The sequence below is a fragment of the Streptomyces sp. CNH189 genome, assembly GCF_000527195.1.
The window spans coordinates 177088-199298 of record NZ_AZUS01000006.1 but is presented as its reverse complement, the minus strand read 5'-3'; the positions used below and the strand labels follow the sequence as shown (position 1 = coordinate 199298).

Below are 22211 nucleotides of genomic sequence, written 5' to 3'. Positions count from 1 at the left end.
CGGGATGCTTGGCGGCTTGTTGCCGCCCCGGCGGCCGGTCAGCGCTTGTGTGCGCCGTTGACGAGCGAGCGCAGGACCACGGCGGCGATGGCCACGGAAACGGCCGAGACAGCGACCGCCGCCAGGAGCGCGGTGAGCACGATCCCGACGACGACCACGGCGGCGACCGCGCCGGCACCGATGCCCACGTACGGGGCGATCGGACGACCGGCCGAGGCAACCAGAGCTTGCGGTTGCTGATGCGTGACGGTGGTCGTCGGCGGAGTCGGGACGTCGGGCAGCTTGGGACGGAACACGGCGGATCTCCTTGTCACTCGTGGGTGCCGTTGACGACGTCGACCCCGGAGCGGGTGCCGGACTCGATGGCGGGGGCGAGGAAGGTGTGTGAGAGCCAGAAGCCGAAGAGCGCGATCACGACGGCGACCCAGAGCCGGACGCCGAGGAATTTGATCGCGGCCCGGGCGATGACGCCCAGGACGAAGACGAGCGGCAGCGAGACGGTCACGGGAGCTCCCTCAGCGGATGGCGCAGCGGTGGGTACGGGCGGCCAGCTCGGCGGCGGCGCGGCTGTCGTAGTCCGTGGCGAAGCCACAGCGCGGAGCCGTGCAGGCGGCGGTGTGCTTCTCACGTCCGCGGCCGTCGTAGTAGGTGGCGACCTGCACGGGGCCGATGCGGACGACGCGGCGGAAGCGGCGGTTGGTGGTCATCAGAGGGTCTCCTTCGGGTCTTCGCCGGTGAAGTCGGTGACGTGTTCGGCCAGCCAGCGCAAGATTTCGTCGCCCTCGTACTCGTCGGCGGCGAGGATCACGGGCTCGGCGATGAGCACCGCTTCGGTGATGCGGTTCTGTCGGGTCAGCTCGGCGGCGCGCTTCAGCGCTCGGAGCGTGGACGGGCGCACGGGGAAAGTCCTCCGGGTCAGGTCAGGTGGGCGGAGATGGCTTCGGCCAGCGGCAGCGGGACGCCGAGCCGGGCGCGAAGGGTCGAGGTGTCGATGGGCGTTCCGGTGCGGGCGCGGTGTTCGTCGGCGACCTTGCGTGCGAGCGTGACGAGCGCCGGCGGGACCGGGGGCGTGGAGGGCGGAGCCGGTTCCGGCTTCGCAGCGGGCAACTCAGGTGCAGAGGCGGGCGCTTCGGGCGCGCTGGGCTCCGGGGCCGACTCGCGTTCCCCCGTCGAGGCGTCCGCGGTTGCTCCGTGGGCGAGCAGCGTTCCGCCTAGGAAGGCGATCGCGGGCCATCCGGCGACGAGGATGCGCAGCCAGTCCGGCACGTCGTCGAGGTCGAGGAGTCCGGCCGTGGCGACGTTGGCGCCGAGCGAGGCGGTCAGGGCGACGAGGAACCAGCACCACCCGGCCGTTTTCGCCTCACCGGAGCGCAGCCGCCGCCAGGCTGCGACCAACAGCAGGTCGACGGAGACCGGGTAGGCCCAGGCCTTCCAACCGTCCTGTCCGGCGGCCAGCGCCAGGTCGTGCAGGTGGGCGAAGGACAGCGCGGCAGCGATCAGCGCTTGGACGAGTACGGCGTCGATGCGGACGGACAGGGCACGCACAGCGCAGCTCCTTCCGGTTCCAGGCATGGAGGGGTAGGGACGTGGCACGGAACGGCCGTGCCGGCCATGGGTGGGTGCGCTTACTCGGTGACCGGGCGGGCCGTGGCTACGGGCCCGGACGCCTCCACCGGCATCGGCAGGACGTACGGCCGGAAGGGGTGGAGTGCCGGTACGTCGGGGGCGAGGTCAGCCGTCGCACGGCAGGTGGCCGCGGCGTCGGCGAGGGAGAGGTAGGGGGTACGGATGCGGGACCAGCCGCCGGAGGTGTCGCCGACGACGGCCAGGCCGGGCAGCTCGGCGGCGATGGCGCAGGCCGCGAGGACCGCCTCAGGGGCGATGTCGCCGAGCGCCATCTTGGCCGAGGCTTCATCGTTCACACGGTGGCAGACGCGGCCGGTGAGCTGAGCGCGGAGCATGGTCGCGCCCTTGCCCAGCTCGGAGCCGAAGCGCTGGCCGCAGACTTCGAGGTAGATCCCGGCGGCCCGGCCGAGTTGGGCGAGCCGGATGAGCTGGGTGACCATCTCGTCCCGCCGCTCCTCCCCCTTCCGCGTGGCGACGAGGAAGAGTTCGGCCACCTCGTCGATGAACAGCACGATCGGGGCCGGGCGTTCGTCCTTCGGCAGTCCCCAGACGTCCGAGGTGATCAGTTCTCCCGGAGTGCCGGGCGCGATGCCCTGCCGGTCCTTGATCAGGTCGTATCGGTCCTCCATTTCCTTCACGAGCGCGGGAAGCAGCTCGGCGGCCTGGTCCGGGTCGGTCGCCAGGGCGGAGAGCCGGGGCGCGAAGGGCGCCAGCTCGACCCCGCGCTTGCAGTCGATGCCGACCAGGGCCACCGGCTGAGCAGCGAGCCCGGTCAGCAGGTTCCGCAGGTACATGGACTTGCCCGAGAGCGTTGCGCCGAGCACCAGTTCATGCGGCACGGCCTGGTAGTCCCGTACGAACGCGGTCGCGTCCTCTCGTAACGCCACCGGGATCCGAAGCGGGCCGCCGTCGAGATGACGGGGCATCCGCACCTTCCGCAGCACGTCGAAGCCGACGAGCCGCAGTTCAACGACGCCCGGCTTGACGTCCCGCACGTGGACGGCGTGGACGCCCCAGGCGTGCCGGAGGCGTTCGGCGGAGGCCGCCACGTCCGCCGGCTCCTGCCCCGGAGCCAGCCGCAGCCGCATGCGCAGGCCGGTCGTGGTGGGACGGATGACGCCGCGGCGAGGAGACACCGGCCGGACCTCACGGCGGGTGGTCGCCCGGACAGCCAACGCCCGCCATCGGGACGGCTCGACGGTCAGGCCGCAGGCGTCCATGGTCGAGGAGTACGAGGCCAGCAGCCGGACCACCGAGAGCGGCAGCCCGACCGTGGACCAGTACGCCGCCGGGTGGGCGTGCCGGGCGTAGGCGGCGCCGCCTATCGCAGCGAGCGAACCGCCCAGCTCGGCCCACGTCAACAGATCCGTCATGGCGGTCAGCCCGCCTGTGCCATCGAGAAGGCGCCCGGAGCGACGGCGGTCGCCCGGTAGGCGATGCCGTGCCGCTCCCGGCCGTTGAAGACGCTCTGCCAAGGTCGTGCCACCAGCCCCGGAAGCGAGACCGGAGCACCGACCGTCAGGCCCTCGGTCACGCCGCTCTCCGGGACGGTGACCTGGATCAGTGACGACTCGCCCTCGTCGATGTAGACGACGCCGACGGTCATCAGCGCCTCACCGGTCATCGCGTCTTTGGCGATCTCACCGGTCTGCCGGTCGCGCACCTTCGGCGCCGGAGCTTCGGTGAGCAGGATCGTGGCGGCCGAGGCGTCAACGCGGATCACACGCACAGGGATTGCTCCTTCTGAAGGTTGATCAACTCATCGACCTGACAAGTTGACTTAGCAAGCTCGAAGCTAAGGATGCCAGGTTGACTTGTCAAGCTGCTATCGCGAGGTTTCACTCCCGGACGGGGCTCAGCTCAGGCGGTAGGTGTCTTCGAGTCCCTGCCGGTCAGCAGGCAGGAGCACGTCAGCGACCTGCAAGGACCGGCCGGAGGCGTCACAGGCGACGACCAGGACACTCAGCACGGGCATACCGTCCGGCAGATCCAGCAGTTCGGCTTCACTCGCTTCGGGCAACCGGGCCGACACACGCTCGACCACGTGGTCGAAGCGGACCTTCTTCCGCGTTTCGAGATGTTCGCGAACACTCCCACTCAGAGGCTCGTCGGTCCCCAGCTCAGTTCCCTCGACCAGGGCGGCGGGGAAGTACGACGAGACCAACTCGACAGCTTCACCGTCCTCCTCGACCAGGAAGCGACGCATGAGGACTTCGGTCTTCTTCGGCAGGCCGAGCGCCGAGGCGACCCGAGCCGGGACAGGTACACGCCCGACTTCGATCAGCCGCCCCGCACCCTGCGTCTCATCGCGCTCCAGCGCCTCACGCCCCCGCCGGTCCTTCTGCTCGACGACTTCCGGTCGACCGCGGACGATCGTGCCGTACCCCTGCCGGGACTCGAGCCAGCCGTCCCGCTTCAGCAGCTCCAGCGCCCGGACGACGGTCGGGCGGGACATCCCGAAGGCCTGCACCAGCTGGTTCTCACTCGGTACGCGGGTGCCGGGCGCGTACGTGCCGTCCTCGATGCGCTGCTGAAGCGTCTGCGCGAGGCGCACGTACTTCGGTGGCTCCACTTCATACGCCATGAACGCCGCCCGTCGGGATTGGCCAAGTCAACTGGTCAACCAGCCTAGCGACACTTTCACAGTGACAGTAGGAGAGGTGAGCTATCCCGTCACGCCGGCCAGGCATCAGCGACCACGAAGGAGACGACCGTTCCGCCGAGGTGGCTGGGCCCGGAGCGCCAGGAATCCGCGATGGAGTCGACCAGGAGCAGCCCCCGTCCGTGAGCGTCGTTCGCCTCCGGATGCCTCAGCCGCACGTTCGCCGGGAAGCCGGGGTTGTGCACGTCGACGCGGAGCGAGGTTCCCTCGCGGTACCACTCGACCCGCACCAACCACGGGTCATCCGATTTCCCATAGCAGATGGCGTTGGTCACCAGTTCCGAGATCATCAGCGTGCAGTCGTCGATCGAGCAGGCCGGGTTGAACGGCGCGATGAACTTCCGGAACCAGCGCCGCGCACGAGACACGGACTCAGGCTCCGGATGCAAGGTCATCGCTCCGAGCCGCGGCGAGTCCTCACAGGGGTGGCGGTCGATCGTGTAGGCCATGCGTGCTCACTCCTTGCCGCTGCCGTCGCAGTCGAGGCAGCGCCGCTTCGACGTGGCACGGTCGCGGTCGTTGGCCGTGGAGAGCGCCAGCGCCGTTCGGGAGCCGACGCGCTTCCATCCACGCCCCCGACACCCCCGGCAAGCTAACCGCGCGCCCTGTACCGGCCGCCGACTCGTCACGTCGTGCCCCCTTCTCCTCAAGTGGCCTTAGCCACTTTTTGGACAGTGGCATTAGCCACTTGAGAGGTGCAAGCGGTTCGCCGGAACTGGCGAGTCGTCGTCAGGTGAGCGGGTAGCCCTGCTCGAACGCCCAGCGGTGCGGCGGGTAGGTGGCTTCGGCGAACTCCAGGGGACGGTCCTGGAGGTCAAAGACGACGTGATGGACGATGAGGACCGCGGACCCCGGCTCTAACTGCAAGTCGTCCGCCTCCTCGTCCGTGGCAGCACGAGCGCACATCCGGTCTTCCGCGTAGCTGCCTTGACGCCCGGTCATCCGCTCGACGTACATGAGCGTCCCCTCCTGGATCCGCTCGGGGTCCAGGAGCTTGGGTGCCCGCTGGCCGACATCCGCAGCGAACCACGAAGTGGACAGGTTGATCGGGCCGTCCTGGTTGTTCGTCACCCGCCGGCGGTGCACTGCTCGGCGATCCCTCACCAGCCCCAGCGCCTCGGCGACGTAGTCCGGAGCCTCCAGCCAACCGGTCGAGGTGATCACCGCATACTCCCCGGGCGTGTAGATCTTCCCGGTCTGCCGTGCGCGTCCGTACAACTCCCGTGCGCGCCGGTTCACTTCGAGACTGCGCACGTACGTCCCCGAGCCTTGACGCTTCTCGACCAGGCCCTGATGACTCAGCGCCTCCAACGACCGCGCGGCCGTGGGCCGGGACACCTTCCAGTCCGCCGCGAGCTGCCGTTCCGAGGGAACCTCGTCCCCCGGCCGCAGGTCACCCCGAAGGATCTGGTCACGGATGTAGTGGGCGATCTGGAGATACTTCGGCTGGGCCTCTTCGATCTGCGGCATCTCCCCTCCCTTCCTCGTCCAAGTGGCTATGGCCTTTGGCCACTATAGGGTGAGTGGCCAACCCGTGAACCCGTACTCTGATCGCATGACGCGGTTGATCGTCGCAGCAGGAGGAGGGGGCGACGCAGTCGCCGCCGCCATGCTTCACGCCGCCCTCTACGGCGACGAGGACCAGGCGGTGATCCTCACGTACGCGTGGGACCGCCTCCTGATCGACCCACTCCCGGGACCGCGAGGAGCCGACAGCTTCACGGGACTCGAACCCGTCACTCAGTCCGTCTGGTCGGTGGCGGCCGAGGCCCAGCCGATCGCCCCGGCCGGCTCCACACTCCCCCGGCTCGCGGCAGAGATCCCGCACACACTGGCTCTGCTCGACCCGCACCACGGCGCCGAGGGCATCACTCGTCAGCTCGAAGATCTGGTCTCTCATCTGACGCCGGCATCGATCGATCTGCTCGACGTCGGCGGCGACATCCTCGCCCAGGGCGACGAACCCACTCTCAAGAGCCCACTCGCCGACGCCCTCACACTCGCCGCCTGCTGCCAGGTAAACGCCCCGATCCGGCTCCTGGTCGCTGGCCCCGGGCTGGACGGCGAGATCTCCCCCGCCGACCTGCGCCCCCTGCTCGGCACCCTCGTCCACACCTTCACGGCCGAGGACGTAGAGACGATCGGCAACATTCTGGAATGGCACCCCTCAGAGGCCACCGCCATGCTCGCCGCAACAGCCCGAGGAGCCCGCGGCATCTGCGAGGTGCGCGACGCCGGCCTCCCCGTCCCCCTCACCGACGAAGGTCCCGCGGTCCACGAAGTCGACCTGGACGAAGCGGTCAGCCGCAACAGCCTGGCCCGCGCCATCATGACGACCGCCACCCTGGACGAGGCCGAGGCGTACAGCCGCGAGATCTGCGGCTTCTCGGAAATCGACTACGAACGCAACAAGGCGGCCTGGCTCAAGGACCAGCCACCGGTCCCCCTCACCCCCGAAGACGTCCTCTCCCAGCTCGACCGGTTCCAGGCAGACGCCCGCGCCCGCGGCATCACCCACACCACGTTCCGCCACCTCACCGAGGCACTGAACCTCAACGGCTCCCAGCGCGACGAGCTACGCCGGCTCCTCATCCACAGCCGACCGGACCAGTACGACGCCCCGCTGTGGAACATCGGAGCATGAGCGCGTTCGCAAGCGACCCAGGCCTGGACGACATCCGGGACGCAGCAGGCCACGACACAGAAGTCGACGTAGCCGTACACCTGCACGACGGCACGGTCAGGCTCTCGATCCCCTGGACACAAGAGATCCTGCTGAGCGCCGACGACGCCGATCAGGTGGCCCAGGCACTTCAACGTGCCGCGGAACAGGCGCGCAGGATCACAGCAGCCAGCCCGCCGACTAGTCAACCGACGCCTGAATCCCACTGAGTTACAACCTTCTCTACGGATTCAAGCACCCGTCGTCGCTTCGCTCCTCCGGGCGGCGCGGGCGGCCGGCGGCGCCCGCGCTCATGTCTCCGCCCCGCTCGGCACCGCCGGCCGCCCACGCCCGCCAAGAGGCAGGCACACGGGGCATGAGGTCAGAACACGTCGTGGCTGGGGCGGTCGGCTCCACGGCTTTTAGGCAGCCACTTTGGCGCGAGCCTCGAAGATCATGGCCCCAACGTCGTGCTTTACCGGGCAGGTCCACTGACTGCCCGACGCGCCGAAAGCTTACGGGGCCATGATCACTCGCGCCAAAGCAGCTCCAGCCCAAAAGCCGCTCCGCCGACCTCGTTCCGCGCGAGCACGGCCGGTGGTACAAGTAAGCTTCCGTTGCGGCTACTGGTCTCGATGTTGGGGGCAACATGAAGTGTCAGTGCAGCCAGAGCCATCGAGGCCGCAAAGGACATGAATGTTTAGGGGAGGCGACCAGCTCCATCGCAGGGAAGTGGTGGTGCATACCGTGCCTGAGGGCCAACAAGCCCAGGCCGCCTTCCGAACCGATGCCGCTGAGCAAGGCTGAGCCCAAGCGTCGAAAGCGCCGGGTGCCGGTTGGTAGGCCGCCGGTCGCGTCGGTCGGCACTCTCTGGGCCCATGACGTCACGTCGGAGCAGTCCAAGCCCTCAAAGCGCAAGCGCCGCAGGCGTCAGACGTGACACCGGCTCCGGGGCCTTCTCTGGGCCGCCCGAGGCGAACCGGCGTTGACAGATGATGACAACTAGTCCCGGCATCCACGCAGGTCACAGGCTAAGCGGCAGTAAGCCGCCGCGTGCCTCGGACGTCTTACTGGATCCGCGATCGGTCTCACATAAAAGGCTAAAGCTTTAGCTCTGAGTCAAGCCTCCTGCTGCTACCGACCTAATGTTTTCCAAATAAATGGGCACCTGCTCGACTGCAGGGAATTCCTCCTCTGCCAGTCTATTGCGCACCAAAGTTGCGTCGGCAGACGACAGTTTCAACAGAGGCCGCCGGAGCCAGATATTCCAGGTCTCTTTCTTAGGGAAAGCTGCGAGGCAGTCGACCAGCGGGGCCAGTTCCACACCCGTGCGATATGCAGTCAGCGTTCGGACATCGAGGGCACAGCCAGACATGAACGCCCGGCCTGCGATCTCGATTGGTTCGTCAAGGAGCGTCACCTGAGAGGTGACGTACGCGCGACCAATGACCCGCCCGCGGTCCCGGTTGGGGTTGTGCCAGCAGCTGCGCGTCGTATATAGCAACAACTCGTCCCCGAGTTCGAGCCGTCGCGCTTCGGTCCACCGACGGGCAGGGAAGGCCATTCGCTGATGACGCAGAACCCAGGCGAGGGCCTGGCGCTCTCCAAGAACGAGCAGATAGGAACGCATGCAGCCGAGTCTATGGGCGCCTCCGGGGTTGCAATCAGGCTGTAGCCAGAAGCTTGCAGGTCTAACCTGTGCGCTCCACTTGCGACTGTGCCCACATCGTGATCAGGTACGCGAAAGTACCTTCTGAGCCGGGGTGATGGGAATCACCGAAGGTCTGCTCCAGTTCAACAGGAAGGTACTTTCTACGCATAGCCTACCGAATCGCTTCCCCGGCTCACCGTCTCCACCGGCAGGCGTAGGAATGGTCAGCCAAGCAGGGTCCTGGCTGCCTACCAACGACGGCGAGGCGATCGTCAACTGACTCTGCTAGGCGACCAGCCCAAGCTGTGCGATTCGGCCGCCTCCACTCCGACCGCCTGATGACTGCTGGCCGGCATCGGCTCGAGCACCCTCGGCGCGCTGCGCGTGACCCGCCCCACGGCCCGCGAGGTCGCCTGACTACAGGTCGGTCTCATCGCGGACGAAGTATTCGACTCGGGCACCTTCGAAAGCCAGCTCTCGACACCCATGCTGCCCGAATTGACCGATTTACCCCCTTCTGTTACAGGGGCGCGAGACCATCAGCATCGAACCTCGACCAAAATGTCAGTTCCACCTGGAAGAATGTGCACGTGACGCACGACAACAAGGAAGCCCAGCGGGCTGAGCTGCACCGGACCATCTGGCGGATTGCTACCGACCTGCGCGGTAGCGTCGATGGCTGGGACTTCAAGGCGTATGTCTTGGGGATGCTCTTCTACCGATACATCTCCGAGAACCTGACGGCCTACATCAACGAGCAAGAGCGCCAGGCCAATGGAGATCCATCCTTCGACTACGCCGACCTGTCCGACGCTGAAGCCGAATTCGGCCGTGACGGAACGGTCGAGGAGAAGGGCTTCTACATCCTGCCCTCGGACCTGTTCACCAACGTGCGCAAGCGTGCCGCTAAGGACGAGAACCTCAACAAGACTCTGCACGAGGTCTTCAAGGACATCGAAGCCTCGGCTCAGGGCACCGCCAGCGAAGACGATCTCAAGGGCCTGTTTGCCGACCTGGACGTAAACAGCCCCAAGCTTGGCCCGACCGTGGCCAAGCGCAACGAGAAGCTCCGCAAGCTGCTAAATGCCATCGGCGACCTGAACCTGGGCTCGTTCGCCGACAACACCATTGACGCATTCGGCGATGCCTATGAGTATCTCATGACGATGTATGCCTCCAACGCGGGCAAATCTGGCGGTGAATTCTTCACCCCACAGGAAGTCTCCGAGTTGTTGGCACGTATCACCGTGGTTGGCAAGAGTGAGGTTAACAAGGTCTACGACCCTGCCTGCGGGTCGGGTTCGCTACTGCTGAAGTTTGCCAAGGTGCTCGGCAAGGACAAGGTCCGTCAGGGGTTCTATGGCCAGGAGATCAACCTGACCACTTACAACCTGTGTCGGATCAACATGTTCCTGCACGACATCAATTACGAGAAGTTCGATATTGCCCATGGCGACACCCTCACCGACCCCGCGCACATGGACGACGAGCCCTTCGAGGCCATCGTGTCCAACCCGCCCTACTCCACTAGGTGGGAAGGCGACTCCAACCCGCTACTGATCAATGACGAGCGGTATAAGCCGGCTGGTGTGCTGGCTCCCAAGTCCAAGGCTGACCTGGCCTTCACCATGCACATCCTGTCATGGCTGGCCGAGAACGGTACCGCAGCGATCGTCGAGTTCCCTGGCGTGCTCTACCGCGGCGGCGCCGAAAAAAAGATCCGAAAGTACCTCATCGACAACAACTTCGTCGATGCGGTCATCCAACTGCCCCCGGACCTCTTCTTCGGCACCCCGATCGCCACCTGCATCATCGTGCTTAAAAAGGCCAAGAAGGACAACAAGACGCTGTTCATCGATGCCTCTACCAAGTTTGTACGTCCGGGCAACAAGAACAAGCTATCCGAGGCCAATCAGACCAAGATCCTGGACGCCTACGTCGCCCGCCAGGACGTCGAGCACTTCTCCCGCCTAGTCGACAACTCCGAGATCGCAAACCAGCACGACTACAACATCTCGGTGTCCTCTTATGTCGAGGAGGAGGATACCCGGGAGGTCGTCGACATCACGACACTGAACGTCGACATCGAGCAAATCGTGGCCCGCCAGTACGCCCTACGTACCCAGATCAACGCCATCGTTGCCGAACTCCAGGGGAGCCTGAAGTGATCGGCTTTAAAGAATTTATCACCAGCGCTTGTTCTGAAGATTTCACAACAAAGACTCTCGGAGATTTCTTCGACATGAAGGCCGGGGTGCACATCCCCGCCTCGAAAATCTCCGAGGTTGCATCAAGTGAAACACCTTACCCGTGTTACGGGGCGAATGGCCATCGTGGGTACGTGTCGACATACAGTCATGACGGGGAGTATCTGCTCATCGGGCGTCAGGGAGCCCTGTGTGGAAACGTGACACGAGCTTCCGGAAAATTTTACGCGACCGAGCACGCTGTTGTGACAAAAGCGCACGAGGGGGTGAATATCGACTGGGCGTATCACAAGTTGACGGCAATGAACCTCAACCAATATGCAACTAAGTCTGCCCAGCCTGGAATTTCTGTCGGCAAGATCAAGCAGATTGCGATCTCCGTCCCCCCAATCTCTGTGCAGCGGGAAGTCGCACTCCTTCTGGACTCTTTCACTTCCCTGCAGGGACAGTTGGAGGAGTCTCTGAAGGCCGAATTGAAGGCTCGGCGATACCAGTACGCGCACTATCGCGACGCTCTATTGAATTCCCCTCAGGCAGGACATACCCGGTGGGTAACCTTGAGTGAGGTCGGTGAGTTCATCCGTGGCCGCCGGTTCACCAAGAACGACTATGTCGAATCAGGCTTGGGGTGCATCCACTACGGGCAGATCTACACCGATTACGGCACCACAGCAGACACGACGGTCACCTTTCTTGACCCCAGCCTTCGAAGCTCCCTCCGATTCGCTCGCAAGGGTGATCTTGTCATCGCGGCAACCGGAGAAACCGTTGAGGACATCTGTAAAGCCGTGGCGTGGCTCGGTGAGGAAGAAGTCGCGGTCCACGACGACTGCTATATCTTCCGTCACTCCCTTGACCCGAAGTTCGCCTCCTACCTATTCCAGTCTTCCGCTTTCCAGGAGCAGAAGGCTAAGTACGCGAACGACGCCAAAGTGGCCCGAATGTCTGGCGCCAATATGGCCAAGATCAAGGTTCAGATCCCGCCTCTTGATGAGCAGAAGCGGATTGTCGCAGAATTGGAAAAGTTCAACGAATTCGTTAAGAGCCTCTCGGCCAGTCTGTCGGCGGAGATCGTTGCACGTCGTCAGCAGTATGCCTACTACCATGACCGCCTCCTGACCTTCGAGGAGAAGACCGTCGCATGAGTGCCCGCTCTAGTACCGCTGGCCACATCGACCCGATCGCGGTCAGCGAGGAATCGACCGTCGTCGCCGAGTACGAACCCGATCTTGCAACGTCGGAGCGGTACCAGAGCGAGTCCGATCTCGAAAAAGAATTCATCAAGCAGCTGCGTGGACAGGCCTATGAGTACCTGACCATCACCAGCGAGGCCGACCTCATTGCCAACCTGCGCGCTCAACTGGAGGCGCTGAACGGTATCACGTTCACTGAAACCGAGTGGAGAAAATTCTTCTCCGAGAAGATCGCCAGTGCCAACGACGGCATAGTGGAGAAGACCGCCCGCATGCAAGAGGATCACGTTCAGATTCTCAACCGCGAGGACGGGTCCTTCGAGAACATCACGCTGATCGACAAGACCAATATCCACAACAACCGGCTACAAGTCATCAACCAGTATGAGTCCGAAGGCAAGCGCGCCACCCGGTACGACGTGACGATCCTGGTCAACGGCCTGCCTATGGTCCACGTCGAGCTCAAGCGGCGTGGCGTGGACATCCGCGAGGCGTTCAACCAGATCAACCGGTACCAGCGCGACTCTTTCTGGGCCGGCTCGGGCCTGTTCGAGTACGTGCAGTTGTTCATCATCAGCAATGGCACCTTGACGAAGTACTACTCGAATACCACTCGCGACCGGCACGTGGACGAGACTGCGGGTAGGCGACGCCGTAAGCAGACCTCAAACTCGTTCGAATTCACCAGCTGGTGGGCCGATGCCAACAACAATCGGATCGCGGATTTGCCAGGTTTCACCCGAACTTTTCTGTCCAAGCGCACCTTGCTAAACGTCCTGACCCGGTACTGCGTGTTCGACGTCGACCGCAACCTGCTAGTCATGCGGCCCTACCAGATCGTAGCGACTGAGCGAATCCTGCAGCGGATCGAGACGTCTACGAACTACAAGCGCACTGGCACTATAGACGCCGGCGGATACGTATGGCACACCACTGGGTCGGGCAAGACCCTGACCAGCTTTAAGACCGCCCAGCAGGCGACCCGTATGGACAGCATCGACAAGGTCTTGTTCGTCGTGGACCGCAAGGACCTCGACTACCAGACCATGCGCGAATACGAGCGCTTCGAGAAGGGCGCGGCCAACTCCAACACCTCCACTGCCGTGCTTAAAAAGCAGATGGAGGATGCCGACTCCCGGATCATCATCACTACAATCCAGAAGCTGTCAATCTTCGTAGAGCGCAATAAGAAGCACCCAATCTACGGCAAGCATGTGGTGATCGTGTTCGACGAATGCCACCGCTCCCAGTTCGGCGACATGCACACCGCGATCACCAAGGCGTTCAAGCACTACCACCTGTTCGGGTTCACCGGAACGCCGATCTTCGCCGATAATGCCGGCGCTACCGGAAATCCGAAACGCCGCACCACCGCGCAGGCCTTCGGGGACAAGCTACACACATACACGATCGTGGACGCTATCAGCGACAAGAACGTCCTGCCGTTCCGCATCGATTATGTCAACACCATAAAGGTCGCCTCACAGGCCACCGACGAGCGGGTGACCGCGATCAACACCGAGTCCGCACTGTTGCACCCCGACCGAGTGCGCATGGTGGCCGGATACATCCTGGACCACTTCGACCAGAAGACCCGCCGTGGCGAAGGGTACGTGCTCAAGGACAAGCGCGTACGCGGGTTCAACTCAATGTTCGCCACCGCATCTATCGACGCAGCCAAGCGGTACTACAACGCTATCGAGACGCTACAGCGTGAGCGGGAGTGGGCAGCTCAGGCCGCAGGCAAGCGGTACGAGCGCCTTAAAGTTGCGCTGATCTACTCCTTCGCCCCCAACGAGGACGCGCCCGACGGCCTGCTGGGCGAAGAGGACTTCGAGCCCAATAGCCTGGACAATGTCTCCCGCGACTTCCTGGAGGACGCGATCCAGGACTACAACAACATGTTCGGCACCTCGTACGACACATCTTCGGTGAAGTTCCAGAATTATTACAAGGATCTGTCCGGTCGACTCAAGGACCGTGAAGTCGACCTGGTCATCGTGGTCAACATGTTCCTAACGGGATTCGACGCCACCACCCTTAACACCTTGTGGGTAGACAAGAATCTCAAGCAGCACGGCCTGATTCAGGCGTTCTCTCGCACCAACCGCATCCTCAACTCAGTCAAAAGCTACGGCAACATCGTCTGCTTCCGCGACCTGGAGGACGAAGTGGACGACGCCCTGGCACTGTTCGGAAATAAGGACGCCGCCAGCATTGTGAAGATGGCCCCCTACGAGGAGTACTACGTCAAGTACGAGCAGAAGGTTGCTGCCATACTTGACCGCTTCCCTCTGGGCATGGAAATCGTTGGCGAGCAGGCTCAGAAGGACTTCATCTCGCTATTCGGCGCAGTACTGAACCTTCGCAACATCCTGGTCGCTTTCGACGAGTTCGCCGACAACGATATCCTCACGCCGCGACAAATACAGGACTACCAGTCAGTTTACTTGGACCTGTATGAAAATTTCCGCCGAACCGCTGACGGGGACAAGGAATCGATAAGTGAGGACGTTGTTTTCGAGATCGAACTGGTCAAGCAGATCGAGGTTGGCGTTGACTACATCCTGATGCTGGTGCGCGAGTACCAGAGGCAGAAGGGCAACGGCATTGACAAGGAGATCGAGGTCCGAGAGGACATCGCCCGTGCCTTGGACGCCAGCGCGTCTTTGCGCAACAAGAAGGACTTGGTCATGGAGTTCGTCGACTCCATCTCCGCTGACGCCGACACCGACGACGCCTGGCAGGCATACATCGCCCAGAAGAAGCAAAACGAGCTCGAGCAAATCATCAACGAGGAGAACCTGAAGCCTGAGCCCGCTCGCGCCTTCGTTGAGGATGCCTTCCGCAACGGCGAGATTCCCACCGGCGGCACCGCGATCACCAAGATCCTGCCTCCGGTGTCCCGGTTCACCCGCGGCAACAACCACGGGGCCAAGAAAGCTGTCGTGCTGGAGAAGCTCAAGGCCTTCTTCGACCGGTTCTCCGGCCTGTCCTGACCCTGCATTCCCGACTGCTCCTGACAAGGACCACCAATGACTACGCCTTCGGCTGTCGAAGAACTCTTCGATCGCCGCGCCGAGGTCGAGAGTCTCCCTGACGGGGATGGCACTGCGCTGGTGCTGGTCTGGCAGGCTGCGAGGAAGGCCTGGCGGACCAGCAGCAATTCCTCCCCTCGGCAGCAAGCCTCGGCGAGTGCCTGAAGGATGAGTTATCGATGTGGATGATCATGAGGAACCTGACAGTGCGTAAGTGCTGGCTCCTTCGTGGGCCGGCACGATGCTATTCGGCGTCCACAGGGCCCTGACCTGCTGGATCTCATGAAACGCACTAGGCGTCCCAAAACCGCATCAGGCCTGCAGGGGTCCACCAGGGGGACCGCTAGCTTGTGGACCATCCGTGGACGGGAACCAGCCGGTCCACATCGACGAGGCCCGTGACCAGCATGTTGTCAGCGGGGCGAAAAGGCCTCCGGAGCCGTGTGCGCAGGTTCGAATCCTGCCGGGGGCACCATGGATTAGGTGCCCAAAGACCCCGTCACCAGCGGAAACGCTGGGAGCGGGGTCTTCGCGTATGCGCAGGGCGAATGGGGCATGGAGTGGTGCACTGTGCAGAGCCAATGGTGGCGGGGACGAAATCCTGGGGGGCCCTGACGGAGATGGGTGGTCGGCCAGTCGGCGGAGTGAGTTCGTCCCGGGGGCTCTCCGTTTCCCGGTCTTCTGTCGAAGCCTGCGCCCCAAGCCGCGCGGAGCCCGGCGGACCGAAATGTAGTGGCGGGCGGTCAAGGTGAGAGGAGAGTTCACTGCCAGTAATCCGCGCCTGGGCGGTAGTGGCGCTCGACGACTCCGCTCCCGTTGAGTTGGGGCGGTCGGCCTGACAGCGCGGTGAGGTCCGTGTTGCCAAACCAGCCCAGTCGCACGCTGCGCCGGGTCAACCGTCTCGCCGGTATGAGCGGCCGGCGAGATGGACGTGCCGCGTGTGGAGTGGGGCGGCCGGTCCAGACGGCGACGAGGTCGTCGGTGTCCCCAGGGCTGCTCGCCCGCCTGGCGTCCTTGGCACCGACTCGCTCGCTCTAATGACTACTGGACCTGCATACCGCCCGCGGTGGTGGCATCAGGAGTAGCATATGGAGCATGAGCGAGCCTACTCAGAAGTACTCGATCACTATGCCCCGTGACATTGCCGAGGCCGCTCGTGCGCGCGGTGGCCCTTCCGGCCTGTCGTCCTACGTCGCCGCGGCCGTCGCCCGCCAGATCGAGCGCGACAACCTCAATGACCTCATCCAGGTCGCCGAGGCTGCGCACGGCCCCATCACTGACGAAGAGATCCAGGCGCTGCGTGATCAGCTCCATCAAGCCCGCGAACAGCAGAACCGGCGCGGGGCGGACGCGGCGTGACGCACACCCCCGCCACCCCGAGCGGCACCCTGGTCCTCGACAGCGAAGGGCTGGCCAAGGCCGTCCTGCGTGACCGCGCAGTGACCGGCTGGCTCGCTCTGGCTCGCGCCGATGACCTGCGTGTGATCACATCGGCAGCCACCCTCGTCGAAGTGGTACATTCCCGCATCAGCCGCCCGGCTCTGGAGTGGACCCTTTCGCGTCTGGTCGTCGAACCAGTCAGCGAGCCGATCGCCCGGCAGGCGGCCACGCTCCTTGCCGAAGCCGGCCTGCACGGCCACAAGTACGCCATCGACGCCATGCTGTGCGCCACCGCCCTCGCCGCGCCCGGTCCGGTCACGGTTCTCACCTCCGACCCGGACGACCTCACAGCGCTCGGCGGCGGACGTATCACCGTGATCAAGGTCTGACGGCGGCGCTCAGCCCTCGACGCCGGAATCAGCTGTCGCAGCGGGGGCGGCCACGGCGGGCCGTTCGTCGGCGGCTGCGCCTGGATGCGGCAGTCCAGCGTGCCTGCCTGGCGTGGCCAGGTGCCGTCGCACTGTCCGCGCGGCCCCCGTCATGCTCCACGGCTGGAAGATTGACCGGCACGAGCACCCGGAGCTGGCGCCGTGACCTACGCGTGGGGTGGCAGCGTCGGGTGCGCGTCCGTGGGTACGAGTTGGACCAGGCCTGCACGGGTTCCGTCCTGCGCCTCCGTGTGCGCCGCTCGGACTCGCCAGGTGCCTGGCGGGAGGGGCAGTGGGGCGTAGGACGGGGTGCCGCCGTCGGGGTATTCCTGCTTCAGATCCGAGCCCGCTTCGGCTGAGTCCATCAGAACTGCTGGGCCGTCGGTCGTCCAGGGGCCGTACTCCTCCCAGGGGGTCGTCGGGTCCGCGAGGCCGCCTGTGCGGTGGCGGCCAGTTCGGCCTCGTGGTCCGCTGCCAGCCAGCGCAGGAAGAGGTTGTGCTCGCGTACGTAGCGCGTTGTGGCCGGTTCGTCTGCCAGGACCAGGGTCTGGGCGCCTTTGTCGCCCACGGCGATCACCCCCGCCAGGTCGTCCACCTCGCAGGCCCTGTCGTAGTCGTCCACGGCGGCCGTGGCGTCTCCGGCCATCACTCCGATCTGCGTGCATCCGTGCCATGCGGGCAGGGCGGAGACGGGGACAACGATCAGCGGGCCGCCCATTGATTCCACCCAAATGCGGTCGTCACCCATGTGTTTCCCTGACCTGGTTGCCGTTCTCGTCGTACAGCTCCAGCGTGTACGTCACTCCGAAGCGGGTGAGGAGGGCGGCCAGGTCGTCGAAGCGGTGGGGGGCTACCACTCCGTTCAGGAGGACGTCCTGGTCGTCGGGCTCGAGTGCGAACTCGCACCAGTCCGTGCCCACCTCATAGCCGTTCCAGGACGACGATTCGGATCGCCAGCCCAGGCAGCCGAGGCGTTCCGCCATGGAGTGGCCGTCCCGGTGGCCGTGCAGGATGCCGCACACTCTGTAGTCCGAGTTCGCCCACTTCTCGGCGAGCCGTCCGCCTTCCTCAGCCACGCGTCGCCCTCACCAGCCAGCTCCGCGACCTCAGCCGCACCCCCGCCTCCGTCGCGTACGCCGTGAATGCCTCCGTTGCCGCCCCCCGTGCGCGGGCGACAGCGTCAGCCGGTGTGTCTCGGAGCCAGTGGCGCATCGGGCCCCAGCCGAAGAGAAACGCCGACGCGTCGGCGGGGTCCGTGCCCCAGAGTTGCTGGGTTTCCAGGGGTTCCACCTCGATCGACGTGTAGCCCGCCCTGGAGAGCACGTCCCTCGACCGCGCCGGGTCCGCGAATGAGGCCGGGCCCGTCTTCGACACCTCCGTCAGGTCCGGCAGCGGAGCGTGTTCCGCCACCGCCTCGAAGATCCTCGCCTGGTCCAGGCGGTCGAAGGACTGCGGGCACACGAAGGCCAGGCGGCCACCGGGGCGCAGGGCGCCGGCGATGTTCGTGAACGCCGCCACCGGGTCCGCGAAGAACATGACGCCGTAGCGGCTCAGGGCGACGTCGAAGGTCGCCGGTTCGAAGGGGTGAACCTGGGCGTCGCCCTGGACGTGGGTCACATGGGTGAGGCCTTCGGTCTCGGCGGTCGCGCGGGCACGCTCCAGCATGGGGGTCGACAGGTCGATGCCCACCGCCCGGTGCGCGCTGCGTGCGGCCAGCCGGGTCAGGTGGCCGTTGCCGCAGCCGATGTCGAGGACCGTGTCGGTGCCGCGGAGTGCGGCCGCGTCGAGGAGCGGGCCGTTCAGGGAGTCGTTCAAGGCGTCGTAGCGCGCCTGGTGTTCGGCCCAGTGCCGGCCCTCGTAGCCGTTCCAGGCCTCGAACTGGTGCGTGTTCGCGATGGGGGTGTCCGCCATGGGGTCATCGTGCCCTGCGGGGGTCGGTTCCGGGGCCGGTTCCGGGGCCGGTTCCGGGGCCGGTTCCAGGGGTGCGTTGCTGCAGCCGCGTCCCGTGAGGACTGTGGGGCGAGCACGCTGCGTTCATGTATGTAAATTCTGTTCATTGTATTGATTCAGGCGAGCCTCTCTGCATAGAGTCCCGCCACCTCGCCCGTACGGAATGGACGGAGCTTCCCGTGTCGAAGCAACTCCGCAAGCCAGTACGAACGCGGCGGCTCGGCGCGCTTGCCGCCGTGGTTGTCGCCGCCGCCGTCACCGCCACCGGGTGTTCCTCGGGCTCCTCCGGTCAACAGCAGGACGACTCCGCGCCGTTGGAGGTCTGGATCCGGCAGGACGCCGGCAGTCCCCCCGCCGAGTCGGCGGAGGCGCTCACCAAGGCGTTCTCCGAGGAGAGCGGCATCGAGGCGAAGCTGGTGGCCGTCGGCGTGAACGACTTCGAGACCAAGCTCCAGCAGCGCACCGCGCAGAAGGACCTCCCCGACATCGTCATCAACGACACCGGCCAGCTGGGCAACCTGGTGACCCAGGGGCTGGTCCGTGAGGTGGACCGGAAGGGCGTCGCCGGGAGCGGTGACATCGCCGACCGCGCCTGGGAGGCGGCGCAGGGGTACGACGGCAAGTACTACGGGGTGCCCTTCAACTCGCAGGCGTTCGCGCTGCTGATACGCAAGGACTGGCGGGAGAAGGTGGGCGCCGAACTGCCCTCCTCCTGGAATGAACTGATCGAGCTCGCCGACAAGTTCACCAAGGAGGACCCGGACGGCAACGGGAAGAACGACACCGCCGGCATGGTCGTACCCGGCAGCACCACCCGCGGGTATCTGACCTGGTGGTTCTCCACCATGCTGTGGTCGGAGGGCGGTGACTTCGTCAAGAAGGACGGCGACGGGTACAGCGCCGCTGTCGACGACCCCGCCTCCGTCAAGGCCGTCGAGAAGCTCCAGGCGATGTTCTGCGACTCCAAGGTCGTGCAGCCCGGCGCCAGCACCGCCGACTCCGCCACCACCCACACCGTGTTCGAGAGCGGCAAGGGCGGCATCTACCTGACCGGGCCGTACATGCTGCCGCGCTTCGACGGCTCGCTGGGCAAGGACAAGTACGAGGTCGTCGCCGCCCCGCCCGGCAGCGGCGGCGAAGCGGCCCTGGCCGAGGGCGAGAACGTCTACCTGATGGCCGGCTCCGGCAACGAGAAGGGCCAGCAGGAGTACGCCGAGTTCGCCGCCTCCCCCGCCGGGCAGAAGATCGGCCTCGGCATCGACAACGGCGGCATCATCGTCCGGCTGCCGGTCAACACCAAGGTCGACGGCGCCGCGGAGCGCAACGACCCGCGCTGGGACGTCTTCCAGAAGGTCTACGACGGCCACGGCCGCAACGCCCCCGCCCTGCCCAACTGGGCCACCGTTCGCCAGGTCTCGTCCGAGGGGCTGAACGGCGTGGTCTCCCAGTGCTCGCGCGACGTCGCCGGGGCGATGGGTGAGCTCGCCGACGAGATCGACGCCGAGCTGGAGAAGCAGGAGGCCAAGGGCTGATGACGGTGACCGAGGCGCGGGCGGCGTCGCGGAAGCCGGAGGCCCGACGCCCGTCCCGTACGGCTCCGCCGGTGCGGGCGCGGCTGCGGCGCGCCGCGGCACCGTGGCTGTTCCTGGCGCCTGCCCTGCTGCTGTTCCTGTACTTCAAGTTCATCCCCATGGCGCAGGCCGTGCGGATGAGCTTCGAGGAGGTGCGGCCGTTCCTCGGCAACACCTACGTCGGGGGCGAGAACTACGCCGAGATCGCGGGCAGTTCCGACTTCGGCGCCGCCGTGTGGCACACGGTCGTGCTGGCGGTGGCGACAACCGCCGGTTCGATCGTGCTGGGGCTGGCGCTGGCGCTGCTGCTGGAGGGCCAGACCCGCTCACTGTGGTTCATCCGCTCCGCGATCTTCCTGCCGGTCGTCACGGCCATGGCGGTGGTGGCCGAGGTGTGGCGGGTCATGTACTACCCGGCGGAGGGCGGCGCGCTGAACTCGGTGCTCGGGGTGCTCGGACTGGGGCCGAGCGAGTTCCTCAACTCCCCCGACAGCTCCCTGGCGTCCATCGCCTTCGTCGGCATCTGGCGCGGGGCCCCGTACGACATGATGATCTTCCTTGCCGGGTTGGCGGGGGTGGACCGGGTGCTCTACGAGGCCTCCGCGGTCGACGGTGCCTCACGGTGGCGGCGGATCTGGCACGTCACCCTGCCGGGGCTGCGGCCGGTGTTCGCCATTCTGCTGACGCTCGCGGCGATCCGGGGGCTGCGCATCTTCACCGAGGTGTTCCTGCTGACCAACGGCGGGCCCGACGGCTCCACCGAGGTGCTGCTGACACTCACGTACAAACTCGGCCTAGAACGGAACGAGTTGGGGGTCGCCGCGGCCGGGACCGTGCTGCTGTTCCTGGTGCTGCTGGTGCTGACCGTGGCGTCGCGCCTGCGCCGGAGGGAGGTCCGATGAGGAACGAGACCGCGCTCGGCCTGGCGGAGGCGCGCGGGCCGTGGGCCCGGGTGCTGCGGTTCGTGCTGTACACCGCCCTGTTCATGGTCTTCGCCGGGCCGCTGCTGGCGCTGATGATCGGCGCGTTCACCCCGACCGTGGACCCCACGCAGTTCACCCTGCTGCCCGACCGGCTGTCCCTGGACAACCTGGAGCGGGCGATCGACCGCAACGTGCTGGACTACCTGCTCAACTCCTTCGTCGTGGTGGGCGGCGGGCTGGCGCTCCAGGTGCTGGTGAGCGTGTTCGCCGGGTACGCGCTGGCCCGGAAGCGGTTCCGGGGGTCGGCGGCGGTGCTGGTGCTCATCCTGGCGACGATGATGCTGCCGGAGGAGGTGCTGGCCGTTCCGCTGTCGGTGCTGCTGGCGGACCTGCCCGTGCTGCACATCAGCCTGGTGGGCTCGCTGGTCGGCATGATCGTGCCGGTGGCCGCCTGGGGTTTCTCCATCCTGGTGATGACCGAGTTCATGAAGGAGATCCCCAAGGAACTGGAGGAGTCGGCACGGCTGGACGGCGCGGGCGAGTTCCGCGTGTTCTGGCAGGTCGTTCTGCCGTTGTGCCGGCCCGCGCTGGGTGTGATCGGCATCTTCGGGTTCACGATGATCTGGGACCAGTACATGCTGCCGCTGCTGGTCGCCACCGACCCGGCGCAGTACACCCTGCCGCTGGCGCTGCGCTCCCTGCGCTCGGACGACCAGGTGGGCATCGGGGTGCTGCTGATGGGCGCGTTCCTGGCGATGCTGCCGTCGGTGCTGGCGTTCCTGGCGCTCCAGCGGTCGTTCATCCGGGGGCTCACCTCGGGGGCCGTGAAGGGGTAGGACGCGGCTCGCCGTGCGGGGGTGGGACGCGGCGCGCCGTGAAGCCGTGGGACGCGGCACGCCGCCCTGCTGCCGTGGGACGCG

Annotated in this window: 23 protein-coding genes and 1 pseudogene; 10 read left to right on the top strand and 14 right to left on the bottom strand. The window is 65.6% G+C overall.

Annotation, left to right across the window (positions count from 1 at the left end; translation table 11 throughout):
- Positions 1 to 38 precede the first annotated feature (38 nt).
- From B100_RS0111070 to B100_RS0111025, 10 genes are all read right to left on the bottom strand, one after another.
- Positions 39 to 296, bottom strand: a complete 258-nt coding sequence (locus tag B100_RS0111070; RefSeq protein WP_024884498.1) for a hypothetical protein — start codon at positions 294 to 296, stop codon at positions 39 to 41.
- Positions 297 to 310: 14 nt separating this feature from the next.
- The gene (locus tag B100_RS0111065) at positions 311 to 505 is read right to left on the bottom strand and encodes a hypothetical protein (protein ID WP_024884497.1); all 195 of its coding nucleotides are present in this window, start codon (positions 503 to 505) and stop codon (positions 311 to 313) included.
- A gap of 10 nt (positions 506 to 515) precedes the next feature.
- Complete coding sequence (locus B100_RS0111060; RefSeq protein WP_024884496.1) at positions 516 to 707, bottom strand: mobile element transfer protein; 192 nt, start codon at positions 705 to 707, stop codon at positions 516 to 518.
- Complete coding sequence (locus B100_RS0111055; protein WP_024884495.1) at positions 707 to 898, bottom strand: hypothetical protein; 192 nt, start codon at positions 896 to 898, stop codon at positions 707 to 709. The genes B100_RS0111060 and B100_RS0111055 overlap by 1 nt, the downstream gene beginning before the upstream one ends.
- 17 nt (positions 899 to 915) lie before the next feature.
- Positions 916 to 1545 (bottom strand): DUF2637 domain-containing protein, encoded by a 630-nt coding sequence (locus tag B100_RS0111050; RefSeq protein ID WP_024884494.1) that lies wholly within the window; start codon positions 1543 to 1545, stop codon positions 916 to 918.
- 80 nt (positions 1546 to 1625) lie between these two features.
- Complete coding sequence (locus tag B100_RS0111045; protein ID WP_024884493.1) at positions 1626 to 2999, bottom strand: FtsK/SpoIIIE domain-containing protein; 1374 nt, start codon at positions 2997 to 2999, stop codon at positions 1626 to 1628.
- 5 nt (positions 3000 to 3004) lie between these two features.
- Positions 3005 to 3355: an SCO3933 family regulatory protein gene (locus B100_RS0111040; RefSeq protein ID WP_024884492.1), complete on the bottom strand. Its 351-nt coding sequence runs from the start codon at positions 3353 to 3355 to the stop codon at positions 3005 to 3007.
- Positions 3356 to 3481: 126 nt separating this feature from the next.
- On the bottom strand, positions 3482 to 4210 hold the full coding sequence (locus B100_RS0111035; protein ID WP_024884491.1) for a GntR family transcriptional regulator: 729 nt from the start codon (positions 4208 to 4210) through the stop codon (positions 3482 to 3484).
- Between the two features lie 89 nt (positions 4211 to 4299).
- The gene (locus B100_RS0111030) at positions 4300 to 4737 is read right to left on the bottom strand and encodes an ATP-binding protein (protein WP_024884490.1); all 438 of its coding nucleotides are present in this window, start codon (positions 4735 to 4737) and stop codon (positions 4300 to 4302) included.
- A gap of 280 nt (positions 4738 to 5017) precedes the next feature.
- On the bottom strand, positions 5018 to 5758 hold the full coding sequence (locus B100_RS0111025; protein WP_024884489.1) for a GntR family transcriptional regulator: 741 nt from the start codon (positions 5756 to 5758) through the stop codon (positions 5018 to 5020).
- A gap of 85 nt (positions 5759 to 5843) precedes the next feature.
- On the opposite strand from B100_RS0111025, the gene B100_RS0111020 reads away from it, so the two are divergent.
- Both B100_RS0111020 and B100_RS0111015 read left to right on the top strand, forming a co-directional pair.
- Positions 5844 to 6932 carry a DUF1152 domain-containing protein gene (locus B100_RS0111020; protein ID WP_078540843.1) on the top strand — a complete coding sequence of 363 codons (1089 nt, stop codon included), beginning with the start codon at positions 5844 to 5846 and terminating at the stop codon, positions 6930 to 6932.
- Positions 6929 to 7180, top strand: coding sequence for a hypothetical protein (locus tag B100_RS0111015; protein WP_024884487.1), 252 nt, complete (start codon positions 6929 to 6931; stop codon positions 7178 to 7180). Before B100_RS0111020 ends, B100_RS0111015 begins: the two co-directional genes overlap by 4 nt.
- Before the next feature lie 878 nt (positions 7181 to 8058).
- Here B100_RS0111015 and B100_RS35435 read toward each other — a convergent pair.
- A complete protein-coding gene (locus B100_RS35435) occupies positions 8059 to 8580 on the bottom strand; it encodes a hypothetical protein (protein WP_078540841.1) in 522 nt (173 codons plus the stop codon).
- Positions 8581 to 9191: 611 nt separating this feature from the next.
- Here B100_RS35435 and B100_RS0111010 point away from each other — a divergent pair.
- The 5 genes from B100_RS0111010 to B100_RS0110990 all read left to right on the top strand — a co-directional run bounded on the left by B100_RS0111010 (position 9192) and on the right by B100_RS0110990 (position 16808).
- On the top strand, positions 9192 to 10769 hold the full coding sequence (locus B100_RS0111010; protein ID WP_024884486.1) for a type I restriction-modification system subunit M: 1578 nt from the start codon (positions 9192 to 9194) through the stop codon (positions 10767 to 10769).
- Entirely contained in the window at positions 10766 to 11953 is a 1188-nt protein-coding gene (locus B100_RS0111005; protein WP_078540829.1) for a restriction endonuclease subunit S, read from the top strand. Before B100_RS0111010 ends, B100_RS0111005 begins: the two co-directional genes overlap by 4 nt.
- Positions 11950 to 15000, top strand: coding sequence for a type I restriction endonuclease subunit R (locus tag B100_RS0111000; RefSeq protein WP_024884484.1), 3051 nt, complete (start codon positions 11950 to 11952; stop codon positions 14998 to 15000). Before B100_RS0111005 ends, B100_RS0111000 begins: the two co-directional genes overlap by 4 nt.
- A gap of 1134 nt (positions 15001 to 16134) precedes the next feature.
- Positions 16135 to 16398, top strand: a complete 264-nt coding sequence (locus B100_RS0110995; protein ID WP_024884483.1) for a hypothetical protein — start codon at positions 16135 to 16137, stop codon at positions 16396 to 16398.
- Positions 16395 to 16808, top strand: coding sequence for a PIN domain-containing protein (locus B100_RS0110990; RefSeq protein ID WP_024884482.1), 414 nt, complete (start codon positions 16395 to 16397; stop codon positions 16806 to 16808). Before B100_RS0110995 ends, B100_RS0110990 begins: the two co-directional genes overlap by 4 nt.
- A 206-nt stretch (positions 16809 to 17014) precedes the next feature.
- Here the strand turns inward: B100_RS0110990 and B100_RS33865 are convergent.
- The 3 genes and pseudogenes from B100_RS33865 to B100_RS0110975 form a co-directional block, all read right to left on the bottom strand.
- Positions 17015 to 17565, bottom strand: a pseudogene (locus B100_RS33865) (Imm21 family immunity protein).
- 22 nt (positions 17566 to 17587) lie between these two features.
- A complete protein-coding gene (locus B100_RS0110980; protein ID WP_024884481.1) occupies positions 17588 to 17923 on the bottom strand; it encodes a hypothetical protein in 336 nt (111 codons plus the stop codon).
- Entirely contained in the window at positions 17916 to 18758 is an 843-nt protein-coding gene (locus B100_RS0110975; protein WP_024884480.1) for a class I SAM-dependent methyltransferase, read from the bottom strand. Before B100_RS0110975 ends, B100_RS0110980 begins: the two co-directional genes overlap by 8 nt.
- Positions 18759 to 18976: 218 nt before the next feature.
- On the opposite strand from B100_RS0110975, the gene B100_RS0110970 reads away from it, so the two are divergent.
- The 3 genes from B100_RS0110970 to B100_RS0110960 are packed head-to-tail and all read left to right on the top strand — an operon-like array spanning position 18977 to position 22127.
- On the top strand, positions 18977 to 20329 hold the full coding sequence (locus tag B100_RS0110970) for a sugar ABC transporter substrate-binding protein (RefSeq protein WP_486585619.1): 1353 nt from the start codon (positions 18977 to 18979) through the stop codon (positions 20327 to 20329).
- The gene (locus B100_RS0110965) at positions 20329 to 21270 is read left to right on the top strand and encodes a carbohydrate ABC transporter permease (protein ID WP_024884478.1); all 942 of its coding nucleotides are present in this window, start codon (positions 20329 to 20331) and stop codon (positions 21268 to 21270) included. The genes B100_RS0110970 and B100_RS0110965 overlap by 1 nt, the downstream gene beginning before the upstream one ends.
- On the top strand, positions 21267 to 22127 hold the full coding sequence (locus B100_RS0110960) for a carbohydrate ABC transporter permease (protein WP_024884477.1): 861 nt from the start codon (positions 21267 to 21269) through the stop codon (positions 22125 to 22127). Before B100_RS0110965 ends, B100_RS0110960 begins: the two co-directional genes overlap by 4 nt.
- Positions 22128 to 22211 lie beyond the last annotated feature (84 nt).

Coding starts and splice junctions, on each gene's coding strand:
- B100_RS0111020 (WP_078540843.1), top strand. CDS start 5,844: ATGACGCGGTTGATCGTCGCAGCAGGAGGAGGGGGCGACGCAGTCGCC.
- B100_RS0111000 (WP_024884484.1), top strand. CDS start 11,950: ATGAGTGCCCGCTCTAGTACCGCTGGCCACATCGACCCGATCGCGGTC.
- B100_RS0110960 (WP_024884477.1), top strand. CDS start 21,267: ATGAGGAACGAGACCGCGCTCGGCCTGGCGGAGGCGCGCGGGCCGTGG.
- B100_RS35435 (WP_078540841.1), bottom strand. CDS start 8,580: ATGCGTTCCTATCTGCTCGTTCTTGGAGAGCGCCAGGCCCTCGCCTGG.
- B100_RS0111045 (WP_024884493.1), bottom strand. CDS start 2,999: ATGACGGATCTGTTGACGTGGGCCGAGCTGGGCGGTTCGCTCGCTGCG.
- B100_RS0111060 (WP_024884496.1), bottom strand. CDS start 707: ATGACCACCAACCGCCGCTTCCGCCGCGTCGTCCGCATCGGCCCCGTG.
- B100_RS0111030 (WP_024884490.1), bottom strand. CDS start 4,737: ATGGCCTACACGATCGACCGCCACCCCTGTGAGGACTCGCCGCGGCTC.
- B100_RS0110995 (WP_024884483.1), top strand. CDS start 16,135: ATGAGCGAGCCTACTCAGAAGTACTCGATCACTATGCCCCGTGACATT.
- B100_RS0110975 (WP_024884480.1), bottom strand. CDS start 18,758: ATGGCGGACACCCCCATCGCGAACACGCACCAGTTCGAGGCCTGGAAC.
- B100_RS0111015 (WP_024884487.1), top strand. CDS start 6,929: ATGAGCGCGTTCGCAAGCGACCCAGGCCTGGACGACATCCGGGACGCA.
- B100_RS0111035 (WP_024884491.1), bottom strand. CDS start 4,210: ATGGCGTATGAAGTGGAGCCACCGAAGTACGTGCGCCTCGCGCAGACG.
- B100_RS0110965 (WP_024884478.1), top strand. CDS start 20,329: ATGACGGTGACCGAGGCGCGGGCGGCGTCGCGGAAGCCGGAGGCCCGA.
- B100_RS0111025 (WP_024884489.1), bottom strand. CDS start 5,758: ATGCCGCAGATCGAAGAGGCCCAGCCGAAGTATCTCCAGATCGCCCAC.